Source organism: Arthrobacter sp. SLBN-100 (assembly GCF_006715305.1).
GTDB lineage: Bacteria > Actinomycetota > Actinomycetes > Actinomycetales > Micrococcaceae > Arthrobacter.
The window spans coordinates 3,469,662-3,486,692 of record NZ_VFMY01000001.1 but is presented as its reverse complement, the minus strand read 5'-3'; the positions used below and the strand labels follow the sequence as shown (position 1 = coordinate 3,486,692).

Annotated in this window: 14 protein-coding genes; 7 read left to right on the top strand and 7 right to left on the bottom strand. The window is 65.9% G+C overall.

Annotated features, from left to right (window positions below):
- Nucleotides 1-10 precede the first annotated feature (10 nt).
- Complete coding sequence (locus tag FBY31_RS16050; protein WP_142043133.1) at nt 11-1,366, top strand: MFS transporter; 1,356 nt, start codon at nt 11-13, stop codon at nt 1,364-1,366.
- Between the two features lie 11 nt (nt 1,367-1,377).
- Here FBY31_RS16050 and FBY31_RS16045 read toward each other — a convergent pair whose 3' ends face one another.
- From FBY31_RS16045 to FBY31_RS16035, 3 genes are all read right to left on the bottom strand, one after another.
- Nucleotides 1,378-3,744, bottom strand: coding sequence for a glycoside hydrolase family 65 protein (locus tag FBY31_RS16045; protein ID WP_142043130.1), 2,367 nt, complete (start codon nt 3,742-3,744; stop codon nt 1,378-1,380).
- Nucleotides 3,745-3,885: 141 nt separating this feature from the next.
- Nucleotides 3,886-4,635, bottom strand: coding sequence for an HAD family hydrolase (locus FBY31_RS16040; protein WP_142043127.1), 750 nt, complete (start codon nt 4,633-4,635; stop codon nt 3,886-3,888).
- Nucleotides 4,636-5,046: 411 nt separating this feature from the next.
- The gene (locus tag FBY31_RS16035) at nt 5,047-5,685 is read right to left on the bottom strand and encodes an alpha/beta hydrolase (RefSeq protein WP_142043124.1); all 639 of its coding nucleotides are present in this window, start codon (nt 5,683-5,685) and stop codon (nt 5,047-5,049) included.
- Nucleotides 5,686-5,939: 254 nt separating this feature from the next.
- Between FBY31_RS16035 and FBY31_RS16030 the strand changes: the two genes are divergently transcribed.
- The 5 genes from FBY31_RS16030 to FBY31_RS16010 all read left to right on the top strand — a co-directional run bounded on the left by FBY31_RS16030 (nt 5,940) and on the right by FBY31_RS16010 (nt 10,748).
- Entirely contained in the window at nt 5,940-6,197 is a 258-nt protein-coding gene (locus FBY31_RS16030; protein WP_142043120.1) for a DUF6458 family protein, read from the top strand.
- 305 nt (nt 6,198-6,502) lie between these two features.
- Nucleotides 6,503-7,309: a DeoR/GlpR family DNA-binding transcription regulator gene (locus FBY31_RS16025; protein WP_142043117.1), complete on the top strand. Its 807-nt coding sequence runs from the start codon at nt 6,503-6,505 to the stop codon at nt 7,307-7,309.
- On the top strand, nt 7,306-8,316 hold the full coding sequence (locus FBY31_RS16020) for a 1-phosphofructokinase family hexose kinase (RefSeq protein WP_142043115.1): 1,011 nt from the start codon (nt 7,306-7,308) through the stop codon (nt 8,314-8,316). Before FBY31_RS16025 ends, FBY31_RS16020 begins: the two co-directional genes overlap by 4 nt.
- Before the next feature lie 2 nt (nt 8,317-8,318).
- Complete coding sequence (locus tag FBY31_RS16015; protein WP_142043112.1) at nt 8,319-10,406, top strand: PTS fructose transporter subunit IIABC; 2,088 nt, start codon at nt 8,319-8,321, stop codon at nt 10,404-10,406.
- 63 nt (nt 10,407-10,469) lie between these two features.
- Entirely contained in the window at nt 10,470-10,748 is a 279-nt protein-coding gene (locus FBY31_RS16010; RefSeq protein WP_013599585.1) for an HPr family phosphocarrier protein, read from the top strand.
- A 100-nt stretch (nt 10,749-10,848) separates the two neighbouring features.
- On the opposite strand, the gene FBY31_RS16005 is transcribed toward FBY31_RS16010, so the two are convergent.
- The 3 genes from FBY31_RS16005 to ku form a co-directional block, all read right to left on the bottom strand.
- Nucleotides 10,849-11,280 (bottom strand): SRPBCC family protein, encoded by a 432-nt coding sequence (locus tag FBY31_RS16005; protein WP_142043109.1) that lies wholly within the window; start codon nt 11,278-11,280, stop codon nt 10,849-10,851.
- Entirely contained in the window at nt 11,270-12,127 is an 858-nt protein-coding gene (locus FBY31_RS16000) for a class I SAM-dependent methyltransferase (protein WP_142043106.1), read from the bottom strand. The genes FBY31_RS16005 and FBY31_RS16000 overlap by 11 nt, the downstream gene beginning before the upstream one ends.
- 203 nt (nt 12,128-12,330) lie before the next feature.
- Nucleotides 12,331-13,500 carry a non-homologous end joining protein Ku gene (gene ku, locus FBY31_RS15995; protein ID WP_142043103.1) on the bottom strand — a complete coding sequence of 390 codons (1,170 nt, stop codon included), beginning with the start codon at nt 13,498-13,500 and terminating at the stop codon, nt 12,331-12,333.
- Nucleotides 13,501-13,540: 40 nt separating this feature from the next.
- On the opposite strand from ku, the gene FBY31_RS15990 reads away from it, so the two are divergent.
- Nucleotides 13,541-16,126, top strand: a complete 2,586-nt coding sequence (locus FBY31_RS15990; protein ID WP_142043100.1) for an ATP-dependent DNA ligase — start codon at nt 13,541-13,543, stop codon at nt 16,124-16,126.
- A 121-nt stretch (nt 16,127-16,247) separates the two neighbouring features.
- Here the strand turns inward: FBY31_RS15990 and FBY31_RS15985 are convergent, their stop codons facing one another.
- Nucleotides 16,248-16,508, bottom strand: a complete 261-nt coding sequence (locus FBY31_RS15985) for a hypothetical protein (RefSeq protein ID WP_142043097.1) — start codon at nt 16,506-16,508, stop codon at nt 16,248-16,250.
- Nucleotides 16,509-17,031 lie beyond the last annotated feature (523 nt).

The following is a 17,031-nucleotide window of genomic DNA, read 5'->3' as shown; positions in this document are numbered from 1 at the left end:
GACTTACCCTATGCCCGCTCCCAAAGCCTTGCGGCCTTTTGTCCACCGTGAGTACCGGGTACTGATTTCGGCACTGGCCATCTCCATTTTCGGCTCCGGCATGTGGGCAGTCGCCATGGTCTACCAGGTAATCCATCTCGGCGGCGGACCGCTGGAACTGTCCCTGGTGGCTGCTTCCGGCAGCGTAGGCCTGGTGGCCTTTGTCCTGGCAGGCGGCATCGCCGCCGACAGGGTTCCGCAGCGCCGCCTGATCATTGCCGTGGAGGGCGCGAACCTTGCCGTCATCGCTGCGATCAGCGGGTTGGCCATCGCGGGCTTGCTGCAGCTGTGGCATGTGGCTGCCGGCGCGTTTGTACTCGGTGTTGGGGCAGCCTTCTTCTTTCCCGCCTATTCGGCCATCCTGCCCCGCATCCTTCCCGCGGAGGATCTGCTCGCTGCGAACGGGATGGAGGGCTCCATGCGGCCGGTCCTGCAGCAGGCTGCCGGGCCAGCCGTGGCCGGTGTGGCGGTGGCTGCCCTCTCTCCGTCGCACGCTGTGACTGCCGTGGCACTGTGCCACCTCTCAGCCTTCATCGTCCTGAACTTCCTGGGCCAGCACGCGCTGGCTGCGCCGGTCAACGGCACTGAGGCTGGTGGCGGCGTCGCTGGGCGCGGCACAACATCCTTTTTCCATGACCTGCGCGAAGGTGTCAGCTACACGCTGCGGACCCCGTGGCTGCTCTGGACCCTGGTCTGGGCGTGCATCTCAGTGCTGTTCCTGATCGGACCCATCGAAGTACTGCTGCCGTTTGTGGTCCGCGACCAGCTGGGCGGCGATTCCAGCATGTTCGGTTTCCTGCTCGCCGTGATGGGCGTCGGCTCGGCACTGGGCTCGCTGCTCACGGCCTCCCTGCGGCTGCCCCGGCGCTACCTCAGGGTGATGATGGTGAGCTGGGGCGCGGGCAGCCTGCCCCTCGCCGCCGTCGGAATCATGGACAACTTCTGGACCATCGCGGCGGCGCTGTTCATTTTCGGGGCCACGGGCAGCGTGGGCATGGTCATCTGGGGCACGCTGCTCCAGCGGCGCGTTCCGCCGCACCTCCTGGGCCGGGTGTCCAGCCTGGATTTCTTTGTCTCGCTTGCCCTGATGCCGGTGTCCATGGCCCTGGCCGGGCCCGCCGCCGAAGTCCTGTCCATCTGGCTGATCTTTGTGGTGGCCGGGGGCGTGTGCCCCGTCATGGCGGTCATTGCCATGACTGCGGGGCGGATGGGCGACGACGAACTGGCCCACCCACTGGACCGCTCACCTCGGGCAGAACGGACGACGGCGGGCGGGAGCCAGCCCGGCGTCGACCAGCCCGCCGCGGACCAGGCCGCCGGGGATTAGGCCCCCGGGGATTAGGCCGCCGGGCGCGGCACGTCACTGTTGGCCCGCACCACCGGGATGCTCGCCGTCGGATGTCCGCTCGGGAAGACCGTGGGCTCCGGCACCGGAACGGGCGCGAGTGCCACCTGCACAGGCTCGGCTCCCACGGTGAACTGCTGCCCGCGGACGTCCACCTCCAGCGCGTCGCCTTCCTGGATGGCCAGGGTGATCGACCCCGAGTCGAGCTGGACCAGCAACAGGCGTCCGCGGATCTTCAGGTGGAAGGTGAGCCCGTCCCACTCGGCAGGAAGCCGCGGATCGAAGAACGGAACCGGGCCCTGGTCCCGCAGGCCCGCGAAGCCGCAAACCAGGGAGCTCCACACCCCGCCGGTGGAGGCGATGTGCACGCCGTCGATGGTGTTGCCGTGCGTATCATCCAAGTCGATGAACACGGCATTGGTGAAGTGCTCCAGCGCCTCGCGCGAGTACCCCACCTCGGCGGCCATGATTCCTTGGACACACGTGGAAAGCGTTGAGTCTCCAGTGGTCAGGGGATCGTAGAAGTCGAAGGCCCGGTGTTTTTCCTCGGCGGTAAAATCCTGCCACTGCAGGAACATCGCCAGGACGGTGTCCGCCTGTTTCAGGACCTGGTGGCGGTAGATGACCAGCGGATGGAAGTGCAGGAGCAGCGGGTACTTGGACCGGGGCGTGGTCCAGTCCCAGGGCTCCAGGGTCATAAAGTCGTTGTCCTGCGAGTACACCTGCATGCGCTTGTCGAACGGCAGGTGCATGCGTTTGGCTGCCGCCTCCCACAGTTGCCGCTCCTCCTGGGCGACGCCGGCGTGTTCCAGGGCAGCGGCGGCGCGCAGGTTAAAGCGGGCCATAACGTTGGTGTAGAGGTTGTCGTTGACCACTGCCGTATATTCGTCCGGGCCGGTGACGCCGTGGATGTGGAACATGCCGTCCTTACCGAAGAACCCGAGAGAAATCCACATCCGGGCGGTCTCCACCAGCAGTTCGGCGCCCATGCCGTCACGGAACTCGGTGTCCCCCGTGGCCCAGACGAACCGGTGGGTGGCGAAAGCGATAGCTGCGGCGATATGGAACTGGGCGGTGCCGGCGGCGTAGTAGGCGCTGGCCTCGAGCCCGTTGATGGTGCGCCACGGGAACAGGGCGCCTTCCATACTCAGTTCCTTGGCCCGGATCTTGGCTTCGGGAAGAATGGCGTGGCGGAATTCCAGGACTCGGCGGGCGCCCGCGGGGTTGGTGTAAGTCAGGTACGGCAGGAGGTATACCTCCTGGTCCCAGAAATAGTGGCCCTCGTAGCCCGAACCGGTAACGCCTTTGGCCGGGATTCCGGCCATGTCCGCGCGGGCCGTTGCCTGGGCCAGCTGGAACAGGTTCCAGCGGATGGCCTGCTGGAGTCCGGGCTTCCCGCCGGCCACCACGATGTCCGAGGTGGCCCAGTGCCCGCGGTAGTGCGCTTCACTTTCGGCGAAGATGTCGGCGACCGGCCGCAGGCCTTCTTCCGCGACGGCGGCTGCGTCAATGGATGGCTCCTGGATTCCGGCGCCGGCGGCGTAGCTGACGGTCTTTTCCAGGCGGAACGGCTCGTCCGCGCTCACCGCCAGCACGTAGCGGACGCTGCTGTCGTCCTGGTCCACGAGCGTATCGAACGGCTGGTGGCCTGCCGAGGTCCAGTGGTCCACGGCGATGCCCACGCGCTGCTTGGATTCAGCGGCTTCCCAGGCCAGGCGGAGCGAGCCGTCACCGCCGTCAAGGCGCAGGGGCAGCAGCACGCGCCCGGCATGGCGGCCCGCCCTGCGGGGGTCATGGACCGAGTGGTCCTCCACCGGCTGGTCCTGGCGGTTGATCACGGAGGAGGTGACGTCCAGGGAGATCTCGCGATCGGTGGCGACTTCCAGCGAAATGCCGAGGGACCCACGGGAAGCGAACCCGACGGCGCGGCGCTCAGTGGTGGTGGCTACGGCCCCGGAGCGGCACTGCCACGTAATGCGGCATTCGTAGACCCCGGTGCCGAAGTCAACGGAGCGGCGGTAGTCAAGGACCTCGGATTCGGCCAGGCTGAGGGACTCCCCGTCGATGACCAGGGTGAAGTTGTTGGCGTCCGGGATGTACAGGATGCGCTGGCCGGTGCGGGCAAAGCCGAAGGCATTTTCGGCGTGCTTGATGTCCCAGATCTCGTGGAATCCATTGATGAAGCTGCCCGGCAGGTCGGAGTCTGCTGCAGCCCAGTGGGCGCCACGGATTCCCAGATGCCCGTTGCCGAGGGCAAAAAGCGTCTCCAGGGTGCCTTCGGCGCCCGGCTCGTGGCGTGTTTCGACGAGCTGCCAGGGGGTGTTGGGGAACCGCTCGCGGTCTGCGGTGATGAGAGCCATGGTGTTGGTCCTTCGGCGTGTGCTGGGGCAGCTGTCGTTGGCCGTTGCGGGCGCGGCAGCTTGGGTGCTGCTTACTGCTTGCTTGAGTAATTCGATGACTTCGGGTGCCGGGGATTGGGGATACGGCTGTGTGCCGGGCGGCTAGAGGAGTTCGTCGAGGTCGTTGACCACCACGGTTGCTCCAGCGTCCAGGAGGGTTTGCCGTCCGGCGCCGCGGTCCACTCCGATCACGGAATGGAATGAACCTGCCTGTCCGGCCTGGACACCGGAGACGGCGTCCTCCACTACCACGCACTCTTCACTCGGGAAGCCCAGCAGCCCGGCGGCGTACTGGTACGTTGCCGGGCTGGGTTTGCCCGGCAGGCCTTCCCCGGCTGCCACCACGCCATCCACCACGACGGCGAAGTGGCGGCTGAGCCCCGCCGCTTCCAGGACTGCGGGGGCGTTGCGTGAGGAGGAGACGACGGCGACCTTCAGTCCGCGGTCAAGCACGGCTTCCAGGAAGCGGACCGATCCCTCGAAGGGTTCCACGCCCGTGCTGACAATGTCATTGAAGATCCGGTTTTTGCGGTTCCCCAGGCCCTGCACCGTGGTGTGGGCGGGGTCGTCATCCGTGGGGCCTTCCGGAAGGACGATCCCGCGGGAGGCGAGGAAATCACGGACGCCGTCAAAGCGCGGCTTGCCGTCGATGTGGTCGAAGTAATCGCTCTCGCTGTAGCCCGTAACCTGCGGCTCGGAGGAGAGGTAGCCTTCGAACAACTCCTGCCACGCCTGCTCATGCACCGTTGCGGTGGGCGTCAGCACGCCGTCGAGGTCGAAGAGGATGGCCGAGGCGTCCGTCCAGGCGGTGAGGCTGTTGACTGTATGGTCTGTTGCGGTGTGTTCATTCATGCGTGGTGCGGTGTCCTTTCAGACGGCGGGCAGCCTCGAAGGCGGGTGCTTCTGGTGTGTGGTGGCTTCGGTGCCCGGATCATCTGCAGAGCCGGCGGGCGGCCGGCGTTACATGCCCGGCGGTGCTGTCCGTCCGGGGGCCTTGCCGATCCATCTGTTCCTACCATCATGGGCCTGTTCCGGGTTGCCGGACAAGCTCGCCTGACGTCCGGCACTGCCGCAGGAGCAAACGGCGACGCACCGTAGTCCGCTGCAGCAAAGCGTCTGCACAGCAGCGCCCTCCTTCTTTGCCCAGTCCACGTCCGCACTCGCGGCCGAAGTCGAGTGTAAGCGCTTACAAATTCGGCTGGCAACTGTTTTTTCATCAGCCCCCTTTGTGACGCACGTCTCGCTGTGCGCACTCCGGGCGCGCTAGGTGTTCGTACGCCCGCCGGCGCGCAGCACGTAGTGGCGCAGGAAGGCGCTGACATCCACCATTTCCGTCTTGGACATGGCATGGCCCATGCCGGGGTAGGTCCTGGCAGTGAGGAGCGTGTTCTCCTGCAGCCACTCCTCGGTGTACGCCACCGCGTCTTCGTTGATCACCAGGTCAGCCTTGTCGCGTCCCCAGAAAAAAGGCGGCGGGGTATCGAAAGATTCCGTGAGGGACAGGAGCTCATTTTCGAGCACAAAGCCGGAAAGCCCCACAACGGCCGCATAGTCCTTGGGATGCAGGCGCAGGAGCGTGCTGGCCATCGCCATACCCTGGGAATAGCCGAGCAGGCTGACGCTGGTGTGCTGGCCCTTGACGCTGTTAATCCAGGTCTGGACGGCATTGGACGCCTTGATGACGTCAGCGAAGTCGTTGGCCAGGAAGTAGTCCAGCAGGAACCACCCGAAGTGGTCCCCAATGGCCATGGGAGCCCGCAGCGCCGCGCAGGTGAATTCCGCCGGCAAGTACTCAAAGAGGCGGACCATCCGGGACTCGTCCGTGCCGTAGCCGTGCATCATCACCAGCAGCGGAGTGCCCGCCCGCTCGTCCTCGGGCTTGGACCAGACAACTGTTTTCATCGGATCAGCCTAGCGAGGGAGGCCGTCCCGGCACCTGAGCCGTGCCGCTCGGCCAGCCGTTGAGGCAATGCCAGGGGCAGAAACCCCAACCCCTGTGGCCACAAAGCTGTTACCCATTTGAGACGCCCGGCGACAGGCAAAAACCATTGAACAGTGCACCCCCGCGCTGTAGCGTGGCGCTTGACGGACAGCATACTTAGCATCTCGTCACGGGCTGCCACAGGGCCCGTCCCGCGACCAGCAAGGAGCAGCACATGAGAATCGGCTCATCCATCTTCCTCATCGCACTTGGCGCCATCCTCGCCTGGGCGGTTGCTCCAGGCCTGATCCCCTTCGTCGACCAGGTGCTTATCGGCTACATCCTCATGGCCGTGGGCGTGATTGGCCTTATCGCCTCACTGATCCTCGCCTCGCCGGGCCGCAGCCGCCGGATCAGCGAAAGCCGGTCCGTCGTGGACCCGAACACCGGTGAGCGCATCACAAGGAACGAAAGCCGCGACGGCGGCCTGTAGCCAGGGCAGAAGGAACCGAGGAAAGAAAAACTGTCAGGAACCCGAGGAAGCCGGGCTGGGCCAGTATGGTCCGGCCCGGCTTTTCATCGCCCCCGAAGTTTTTGTCGGAGTCCAGGTCCTCGGAGCCCGTAAGGGTGCCCCCGTGGACTGCGCAAGCGGGCGAAGCAAACACCAGCAAAAACGGCAGGTCATTTTGTTTCATGTGGGTTTCCATTGACAAACCAACAGAAGCAAAGATAAAGTCAAGTAACTCAACATCATGTGATGCCAATCACTCACAGCAAGCCTTACGCAACGGAGGGTATGTGTTCGCCGAGGAGCGCCAGCAGAAGATTGCCGAGCTTGTAGCCGGCACCGGCCGGGTCAGCGTCACCCACCTGGCCGAGCGCTTCCGCATCACCACCGAAACCATCCGCCGGGACCTTGCCACGCTCGAGAACTCCGGTACGGTCCGCCGGGTGCACGGCGGTGCCGTGGCTGCAGACAGGTTCAGCACCACGGAAGAAAGCATCCCCGAACGGGCCATCCAGCGTCCGGACCAGAAGATCCGCATTGCAGAGGCCGCGCTGGCCCTCATCCCCCGCACGTCGCCCGGCAGCGTCCTGATCGACGGCGGCACCACTACCGAAGTCCTGGCAGACCTGCTCTCCCGGCGCACCGCCAGCGAACCTTTCGACCCTGCAGAACGCCGGGCCGAGCTGGTTGCCATTACCCACGCGCTTCCCATCGCCGGCAAGCTTTCCAGCATTCCCGGAATTGCGCTCGATGTCCTGGGCGGAAGAGTCCGCGGAATCACCCAGGTTGCCGTAGGCCAGGCAACAGTGGACGCCGCCAACAAGCTCCGGCCGGATATCGCGTTCATCGGCACCAACGGCATCCACGCATCGTTCGGCCTCAGCACCCCCGACCCCGAGGAAGCCGCCGTCAAGGCAGCTTTCGTCCGTTCGGCCCGCCGGATCGTGGTGCTGGCCGATTCCTCCAAGCTGGACACGGAAACCCTGGTCCAGTTCGCCTCCCTGAAAGATCTGGACACCTTGATTACAGACAGCGAACCCGGCCCGGAACTCGCAGCCGCCCTTGAGGACGCCGGCGTGGACGTGGTGATCGCATGATCGTCACCTTCACAGCCAACCCAAGCCTTGACCGCACCGTGGCCCTCCCCGGCCCGCTGCAACGGGGCGAAGTTCAGCGCGCCGTCTCCGTCAGCCAGGAGTCCGGCGGCAAGGGCGTCAACGTCTCCCGCGCCCTGGTAGCCTCCGGCCTGGAGTCCCTGGCCGTCCTCCCGGGAGCGGACAGTGATCCCGTCCTGGCCGGCCTGCGCGAAAGCGGCGTACCCTTCGTTTCCCTGCCTATCGATGAGCCGCTGCGCACCAACGTTGCGCTCACCGAGCCCGGCGGCGTGACCACCAAAATCAACGAACCCGGCCCGCTGCTGGATGCGGACCAGCAGGAATCCCTGATGAAGCTGCTGGTGGAGAGCTCCCGCGGTGCCAGCTGGGTGGTCCTGGCCGGTTCGCTGCCCCCGGGATTCCCCGCCGACTTCTACGCCACAGTGGCCCGCCGGCTGCGCTCCGCCGGAGACGGGGCCGCCCCGCAGATTGCCGTGGACTCCTCCGGCGCCCCTCTGGCCGCCGCCTTGTCCAGCGACGAGTCGTCCAGCGGCCAGGCAGGCAATGGTTCGGGAAAACCGGACCTCCTCAAACCCAACGCCGAAGAACTGGCGGAGCTGGCTGCCGCAGCCGGTTTCGCCTCCCCGGCCACCGCTGACGAACTGGAAGCGGACCCGGCTGCAGCAGCGGCAGCAGCCGCCGCCGTCGTACGTTCCGGTGTGGGCGCTGTTCTGGCAACTCTCGGATCCAAGGGAGCTGTCCTGGTAACGGCCGACGGCGCGTGGCTGGCCACGCACCCGCCGGTCGCCGCGGTCAGTACGGTCGGCGCGGGCGATTCAGCCCTGGCCGGCTACCTGCTCGCCCAAGGCCAGGGCGCCGCCCCGGCCGATTGCCTTCGTCAGGCGGTGGCCCACGGTGCCGCAGCCGCCTCCCTGCCGGGCTCCACAGTCCCGGCAGTCCACCAAACCACCCCGGACGCCGTAACCATCACGGCCCTTCGAAAGGATTGACAGTGACCCAGCTCATCACCACGGAACTGGTCGAGCTCGACCAGAACCTGGGCAACTCCCCCGAAACGGTGATCCGGCACCTGGCAAGCAAAGTAGCTGCCACCGGACGCGCATCAGAAGTTGAAGGCCTCTTCGCGGATGCCTTCGCCCGCGAGCAGAAAACTGCCACGGGTATCCCCGGCGGCATTGCCATCCCGCACTGCCGCTCCGCGGCCGTCAACGAACCCACCCTGGCCATGGCCCGCCTGGACCCCAAGGTGGACTTCGGCGCCAAGGACGGCCCGGCGGACCTGATTTTCTTCATCGCAGCCCCGGACGGCGCGGACCAGGAGCACCTCAAGCTGCTGTCCAAGCTCGCCCGGTCCCTGATCAAGAAGGACTTCACTGCAGCCCTGCGCAACGCTTCCTCCCGAGAGGAGATCGTGGAACTGGTGGACGGCGCACTGGCTGACAAGCCTGCCGCCCACGCCGCGGCCGCTCCCGCAGGCGTTGCGGCAGGTGCTGCCGGTGCATCCGCCGGTTCTACTTCGGTAGGCTCGGTTTCCGCCGACCCGGTTTCGACAAGCTCAACCACCGGCGCTTCTGCAGGCTCAGGGCCCAAGCGCCTCGTGGCCGTGACCGCATGCCCCACCGGCATCGCCCACACGTACATGGCGGCAGACTCACTGGTTCTGGCCGCACAGGAGGCCGGCGTTGACCTGCAGGTTGAGACGCAGGGTTCCTCCGGCGCCAAGCCGCTGGACCCCGCCGTCATCGCGGCCGCCGATGCCGTCATCTTCGCGGTGGACGTGGACGTACGCGGCAAGGAGCGCTTCGCCGGCAAGCCCGTCATCAACGCACCGGTCAAGCGCGGTATCGACGAGCCGGCCAAGATGGTCCAGGAGGCCCTCGCCGCAGCGGACAACCCCAACGCCCGCCGTGTCCCGCACTTCGGCGCGGAAGAGCAGGCCGAGCATGAGGCCGAGGAACGGGGCGAGCACATCGGCCAGAAGCTGAAGCGTGCACTGCTCACCGGTGTCAGTTACATGATCCCGTTCGTGGCCGGCGGCGGCCTGCTGATCGCCCTGGGCTTCCTGCTGGGCGGCTACAACATCACCGCGGTGGCAGACAAGGTGGTCCTTGCCAACAACTTCGGGAACCTCCCGGAGGGCGGCCTGGCCATTTACCTGGGCGCGGTCCTGTTCAAGATCGGTGCCCTGTCCATGGGCTTCCTGGTCCCGGCGCTGGCCGGCTACATTGCCTACGCCATTGCCGACCGTCCCGGCATCGCCCCAGGCTTCGTTGCCGGTGCGGTGTCCGGCTTCATGGGCGCCGGGTTCCTCGGCGGCATCGTGGGCGGCCTGCTGGCCGGCTACATCGCGCACCTCATCGGCACCTGGCAGGTGCCGCGCTGGCTGCGCGGCCTGATGCCTGTTGTCATCATCCCGCTGCTCGCCTCCATCGTTGCCTCCGGCCTGATGTTCCTGGTGCTCGGCGGACCCATCGCGGGCCTCACCAACGCCCTCAACGCCTGGCTCACCGGCATGACAGGCGCCTCCGCGGTGGTCCTCGGCATCATCCTCGGCCTCATGATGTGCTTCGACCTCGGCGGCCCGGTCAACAAGGTGGCCTACGCCTTCGCTGTAGCCGGCCTGAGCGCAGGCAGCGCCACGAACCAGGCGCCGTGGCAGATCATGGCCACCGTGATGGCCGCAGGCATGGTGCCCCCACTCGCGATGGCACTCGCCACGGTCCTGGACCGGAGGCTCTTCAGCCTCGCTGAGCGCGAAAACGGCAAGGCCGCCTGGCTGCTGGGCGCGTCCTTCATCTCCGAAGGCGCCATCCCGTTCGCCGCAGCCGACCCGCTGCGCGTCATCCCCGCCAGCATGCTGGGCGGCGCCCTCACCGGCGCACTCTCCATGGCCTTCGGAGTCACGTCCCAGGCACCCCACGGCGGCATCTTCGTGTTCTTCGCCATCGGCAACCTGCTGATGTTCGTCCTGTCGATCATCGCGGGAACCATCGTCAGCGCGCTGGCTGTGGTGGCCCTGAAGCGTTGGGCAGCCCCGAAGAGCGCTGCTACGGTGGAGACCGTTCCAGCAACCGTCTGACCCCGCCTCACCCACTACCTCTACCCGGCATCCCACCAGCCGCCGGAAGACAAAGGAGCAAAAATGCCAGAACGCACAGCAACCGTCGCCAGCCGCGTGGGCCTGCACGCCCGCCCTGCCGCCATCTTTGCCGAGGCAGCCGGAGAGTACGACCTGGACATCACCATCGCCCGCGAAGGCGAGCCGGCCGACGAGGCCATGGACGCCGCCAGCATCCTGTCCCTCATGAGCCTGGGCGCCTCACACGGCGACGTGGTGGTCCTCCGGGCCGAGGGCGACGGCGCTGACACGGCCCTGGACCACCTGGTCCAGATCCTGGAAACGGACCACGACGCCGAGTAACGGCAACAAAGACGCGCGGCCGCCGTCGGACTTTCCCTCCCTTGGGAAGTGTCCGACGGCGGCCGCCCGCGTTAAGCGTCAGGCCCAAGCAGGTAGCGGGTCAGCCGCGCTCGGACAGCCTCTTGACGTCTGCCACCAGCCGGTCCCACATGCCCTGTGAGTGCTCGGCCGCCTCCGCTGTGGGGTTGTTGTCCTGGGCCAGCGTCAGCAGCGTGCGGCCGCCCTGGTCCTGCAGCGTCCAGGTCAGGGTGTGGTAGTTTTCCGGCTTGTCCTCCTGGCCTCCAAGGGGGCTGAAGTGTGTGTACACCAGCCGCTGGCCGGGTTCCACTTCATGGACCACTCCCTTGTCCTCGTACTCCTTGCCTTCCCAGGTCCCCCGCCAGGTGATGGGTCCGCCAACGCTCCAGTCCGTGGCGAGCCGGGCCCCAAACATAAACTCCTTGGTGGCCACCGGATCCGTGATGACGTCCCACACCCGGCCGGGCGGCGCCTCGATGGTGACGGCGGACTCCGTTACATGGTCACCCGGCATCGCCCTTGGCCTTCTTCGCCGTGAAGAGCAGGTACTCCCATTCCATCTGGAACGGCGAATCACCGTGGGCATCGCCGAAGGAGTCAGCCAGCTCAGTCAGCGCCGTGTCCAGCTCCTTGACCTTGTCCGCGTCCTCGGCGATGAACTTGTACACGGAGATGGTTGGCCCGTAGTGGGACTTGAAGTAGCGCACGAAGTCCTCCGGGTGGTGGAAACTCCGGACGGCCAGGGACTGTTTGCGGGCCTGGACGTCCGTGACCCTCCCGCCGAGCAGTTCCCGTACGTGGTCCTCGCTCCCCCACAGTGGCGGGGGCTGCGCGCCCGGGGGCGGCGGCGGGGCAAACGGCTTCATTGCGGCGAACATTTTGCCGATGAACCCCTCCGGCGTCCAGCTGAGCAGCCCGATGCTGCCTCCCGGTTTGCAAACGCGCAGGAGCTGGTCCGCTGCGGGCTGGTGATGGGGCGCGAACATCACCCCCAGGCAGGAGATCACGGCATCGAACTCATCGTCACCGAACGGCAGGGCCTCCGCGTCCCCCTCTTTCCATTCCAGCTCAACGCCGCGGTCGGCGGCCTGGTGGCGGCCGGCGTCGAATAACTCCGGCGTGAGGTCGCTGGCCACGACTTTCGCGCCCATCATCGCGGCAGGGATGGCGGCGTTCCCGGCGCCGGCGGCGACGTCCAGGACCCGCTGGCGCGAGTTGATGCCGCAGGCTTCAACGAGGACCGCCCCCAGCTCGAGGAGCAGCTCACTTGCGAGCGCAGGGTAATCCCCCGATGCCCACATCGCCCGGTGCTTTTGCTTGAGCGCCCGGTCCGCCTCCAGAACATCAGCCTGGTCATTCATGACTGTGCCTCCCTACTGCGATGGTTCCCAGTGAGTTAACAGCACTGCCGACACAACGGAGGCTGTGATGCGACTCATTGTGGACGTGCCTGCCTTGACTGTAAAGAGAGCGGCTCTACACCGACTATCAAAAAGCAAGCAAGCTTAGTAGTTTCGTAGACATGGCACTTACCCACGCTGCGTTCCCGGCAGGCGCCCGATTATCACGCCGGCTTGCGCGTCCTGGTGCCCGTTGCCTTGCTGGCGGCGGTTTTCGCGGCGGGCTTGGCGGCTGTCTTGGCCGCCGTGGACTTGGCGGTGGTGGATTTAGCGGCCGTGGACTTAGTGGCCGTGGACTTGCCGGTACCGGCCTTGGCAGTACTGGTCTTTGTGTCCGTCGATTTCGCGGAAGTGGACTTGGTCGCAGTGGATTTGGCTGCGGTCTTACCTGTAGCGGACCTGCCGGCCGTGGATTTGGTCCCGGCAGACTTGGTTGCCGTCGCCTTGCCGGCCGTCGCCCTCTTGGCCGCCGGAGTGGCGGCCTCTTCGTCGTCACCGGACTCCGCGGCCTCGTCCCCGGAGCCGCCGGCAGCAGATGCGGACCCGCCCCCGCGTTTCCGGTCCAGGCTCCGCTTCAGTGCTTCCATGAGGTCGATGACCTCGCCCTTGCCGCCTTCACCGGCTTCCACACCAAAGGTCTCGTCCGTGTCCAGTGCGTCGCCCTGCTCGAGTTTGGCCTCGATCAGGTGGCGCAGCTGCACCTGGTAGTCATCGGTGAAGTGGTCCGGATCGAAATCGGCCGCCATGGACTCCACCAGGGCCGCGGACATGTCGCGTTCCTGCGGGGAGATCTTGATGGATGCGTCCAGGGACGGGAAGTTCGCTTCGCGCACCTCGTCCGGCCAGAGCAGGGACTGCAGCACCAGGACGTCGTCCTTGATCCGCAGGGCGCCCAGCCGTGTCTTCTCGCGCAGCGCGAACTGGACGATTGCCACCCTGTCCGTGTCCTCCAGCGCACGGCGGAGCAGAACGTAGGCTTTGGGCGATTTGGAGTCGGGCTCCAGGTAGTAGCTCTTCTCGAACATCATCGGTTCAAGCTGCTCGGACGGGACGAACTGCACCACTTCGATCTCGTGGCTGTTCTCGGCGGGAATGGCCTTGAGCTCATCCTTGGAGAGGACCACGGTCTTTCCATCCTCCTCGTAGGCCTTCTCGATGTCCGAATAGTCGATCACCTGGCTGCACACCTCGCACCTGCGCTGGTACCGGATCCGGCCGCCATCGGCATTGTGGACCTGGTGCAGACTGATGTCATGATCTTCGGTGGCACTGTAGACCTTCACGGGAACGTTCACCAGGCCAAACGCGATGGCACCTTTCCAGATGGCTCTCATTCCCTAAGTCAACAGCACGCAGCGCCGGAGGTGAAGACCCGTGGCCGCCGCTAAGGAACGTGTCCGGGTCGCGGGCCGGGAATTAACCCTTACCAACCTGGGCAAGGTCATCTATCCGGAGACCGGCACCACCAAGGCGGACATCCTGGCATACTACGCCGCCGTAGCGCACGTCCTCATCCCCGCCGCAGCGAACAGGCCGGCCACCCGGAAAAGGTGGGTCAACGGCGTCGGAACCGCAGAGAAGCCGGGAGAGGTCTTCTTCCAGAAAAACCTTGAGGACTCCGCCCCCGGCTGGCTCCCCCGCGCGGCCATCACCCACAAGGACCGGACCATCCACTATCCGATGGTTAACGACGCAGCGACGCTCACCTGGTTCGGCCAGATCAACTCCCTGGAAGTCCACGTCCCCCAGTGGCAGGTGGATTCGCACGGCAACCAGCTGAATCCGGACCGGCTGGTCCTGGACCTCGACCCCGGCACCGGCGCCGGCCTTGAGGAATGCGTGGAGGTGGCGTTACTGGCACGCACCATCCTCGAGGACGTGGGACTGGACCCGGTCCCGGTGACCAGCGGCAGCAAAGGCATCCATTTGTATGCAGCGCTGGACCGGAGCCAGACCTCCGACCAGATCTCCGCGTTTGCCCGGGAACTGGCCCGCGCCCTGGAAGCCGACCATCCCGACCTGGCCGTCAGCGACATGAAAAAGTCCCTGCGCCAAGGCAAGGTGCTGGTGGACTGGAGCCAGAATAATGCGGCCAAAACCACCATCGTGCCCTATTCGCTGCGCGGCCGACCCACCCCCATGGTGGCCGCTCCACGGACCTGGGAGGAAATCAGTTCACCGGGACTGAAGCACCTGGACTACCAGGCCGTGCTGCGCCGGGTGCAGGAAGGCACTGACCCATTCGCCGCCGTCGTCCGCGCCTCGAACCAAAGCATGGACGTTCCGGACAAGCATAACGACGGCGACCCGCGCCTGGGCAAGTACCGCTCCATGCGTGATCCTGAAGCCACACCGGAACCGTTCAGCGGCGCGGCCGGCGGCGGTGACGCGTTTGTCATCCAGGAGCACCACGCCAGCCGGCTCCACTTCGACCTCCGGCTGGAGCACGACGGCGTCCTGGTGTCCTGGGCTTTGCCGAAAGGCGTCCCTGAAATTGGCGGCAAGAACCACCTGGCCGTCCAGACCGAGGATCATCCGATGGACTACCTCACCTTTCACGGAACCATCCCCAAAGGCGAATACGGTGCCGGCGAAATGACCATCTGGGACCACGGCACCTATGAACTGCACAAGTGGATCAACGGCAGGGAGGTCATCGTTACCTTGCACGGTTCCGAGGACGGCGGCCTGGGCGGGACGAAGAAGTTCGCGCTCATCCACACCGGCCGCGGCCAGGGTAAGGACGCCGAAGGGCAATGGCTCATCCACCTCATGGACAAAGACCGTCACAGCAGGCGGCACGCGCCCGTGGCTATGGCAGTGCCCGACGACGGGGACCAAGGGCCTGAGGACGAGGAGGCCGCAGCGCCGGACAACGCCGTTGACGAGCCGGAGGAACTGGACGCCGATGCCGACAAACCTGACGAGGAGGCTGACGATAAGCCTGAAGAGGAGAATGACGGGCCGTCCCCGGACTCGCAGCGGGCCGCCGCTTCGGTAGCACCCAATGATTTTGGCCCCATGATGGCCACGTCCGGGACAACCGCGGACCTGCACGGCAGCAACTGGCAGTTCGAGCTCAAGTGGGACGGGGTCCGCGCCATCCTTGTTGCCGACGAGCAAAGTATCCGCATCTTCAGCCGCAACGGAAACGACGTCAGCAAGACGTACCCCGAGTTCACGGACAGGGACTGCTGGCCGCCCCGGCCGTTCGTTGCCGACGGCGAGATCATCGCCGTCGGCCCCTCAGGCCGGCCTGACTTCGGGCTGCTCCAGGGGCGGATGAAACTTACCCGGCCCGGCGACGTCGCCAAAGCGCGCAAGGCCATTCCGGTCCGGCTGATGCTTTTCGACCTGCTCTACGACACCGGCACGGACCTCCGCGCACTGCCCCTCACGAAGCGTCGCAGGCGGCTGGAGCAGTTCTTCAGCCCCTCGGACTGCCCGGTGGACCTGTCCACGGTCCTCGAGGAACCGGTTGAACACATCCTTGAGAGCGCACGGGAACTGGGCCTGGAAGGCGTAATGGCGAAGCGCACGGACAGCCGTTATGTCAGCGGGCAGCGGACCCGGACCTGGATCAAGCTCAAGCTCGACCAGACCCAGGAGGTTGTGGTGGGCGGCTGGCGGCCGGGCAAGGGCGCCCGTGCAGGGTCGGTGGGATCGCTGCTGGTCGGGATCCCGGACGGCCGGAACCTGAGGTACGTCGGCAGGGTGGGCAGCGGTTTCAGCTTCCGCGAACTGACGGAACTCCGGCAAACCGTGGACGGCCTCGCCCGGAAAACGTCGCCCTTCCAGGACGTCCCGCGTGAGGACGCAGCCGATGCCCACTGGGTGAGCCCTCAATTGGTGGGCGAGGTGACGTACAGCGAGTGGACCGGAACCGGGCGGCTCCGGCACCCGGTGTGGCGCGGCTGGCGGCTGGACAAGGAGCCTGCGGAGGTTGTGCGCGAGGTGTGAGCTGGCCCCGCGATCCACGTATTCTTCCAGGACACTGAAACGGCCTGATGACACGCAAATATGGGTGTCGCCAGGCCGTTTCCGTGTCATGAGACTGGATGCCTGTCCTGAACGCGGGTGCCTAGGATGAGTGCGGCATCTGTGGGCGGCTGGTGCGGTGGACCGCCGTCACGGCTGCCGCCTCCCCCATGCGGCCGTGCCCAGACCCGCGTTCCTTGGGATGCCGCCGCTTCCCGCTGCCCTCCGGCCAGATGCTCGGTCCGCCCGCCCCCATGGGCGAGATCGGAGCTGCAGCCCCTGGCATGTCGGGGGCTTTCATTGCCTCCGCCAGATGCTGCGCGACCTCCGGCGCCAGTTTCTTTCCAGTGATTTCGTCAGCCATTTGTTCTTCCTTTCCGCGATGAAATGAAGTGTTACCAAAGACAGGCCCGGCGAGGCCTTTTCACGACTGTTGGGTGGCCGGCAATGGGCTGGCCGCAGGCGTCCGCCTAGCTAAAAGAGACTGTTCCCATGGGTCAAGATTAGGGAAGTGCCGGGCCCCTGTGAACCCCCGCAAACTGCCGGGAAGGGAGAGTGCCAACGCAAAGAACGACGGCGGCCGTGTCCGCCCGGGCGGGACGCTCCCCGAAGACGGCCTGAACCCGTGGGCCGCATCACTATTTGCGCCAGAAGCATGGCAAAAACAACTCTGCGGGGCGTCATCGCGAAAAAAATTCGGTAACGATTGCGGCGTAGCTCGCCGATCCCTGTGCTGGCGCGGGAAAAGCAGGGAAAAGAAATCGGCGAAACCGTCTTGAAAGGTGCCTAAAAGGGTTGATCCTACGGCATGGAACGGGCAAGCGCCATGGGTTTCGCGTAAAATTGAAGGCCTGCCCGGAGCGGGGCAGCTACCAGTCGCAAGCAAA

Coding starts and splice junctions, on each gene's coding strand:
- FBY31_RS16050 (WP_142043133.1), top strand. CDS start 11: ATGCCCGCTCCCAAAGCCTTGCGGCCTTTTGTCCACCGTGAGTACCGG.
- FBY31_RS16045 (WP_142043130.1), bottom strand. CDS start 3,744: ATGGCTCTCATCACCGCAGACCGCGAGCGGTTCCCCAACACCCCCTGG.
- FBY31_RS16040 (WP_142043127.1), bottom strand. CDS start 4,635: ATGAATGAACACACCGCAACAGACCATACAGTCAACAGCCTCACCGCC.
- FBY31_RS16035 (WP_142043124.1), bottom strand. CDS start 5,685: ATGAAAACAGTTGTCTGGTCCAAGCCCGAGGACGAGCGGGCGGGCACT.
- FBY31_RS16030 (WP_142043120.1), top strand. CDS start 5,940: ATGAGAATCGGCTCATCCATCTTCCTCATCGCACTTGGCGCCATCCTC.
- FBY31_RS16020 (WP_142043115.1), top strand. CDS start 7,306: ATGATCGTCACCTTCACAGCCAACCCAAGCCTTGACCGCACCGTGGCC.
- FBY31_RS16010 (WP_013599585.1), top strand. CDS start 10,470: ATGCCAGAACGCACAGCAACCGTCGCCAGCCGCGTGGGCCTGCACGCC.
- FBY31_RS16005 (WP_142043109.1), bottom strand. CDS start 11,280: ATGCCGGGTGACCATGTAACGGAGTCCGCCGTCACCATCGAGGCGCCG.
- FBY31_RS16000 (WP_142043106.1), bottom strand. CDS start 12,127: ATGAATGACCAGGCTGATGTTCTGGAGGCGGACCGGGCGCTCAAGCAA.
- ku (WP_142043103.1), bottom strand. CDS start 13,500: ATGAGAGCCATCTGGAAAGGTGCCATCGCGTTTGGCCTGGTGAACGTT.
- FBY31_RS15985 (WP_142043097.1), bottom strand. CDS start 16,508: ATGGCTGACGAAATCACTGGAAAGAAACTGGCGCCGGAGGTCGCGCAG.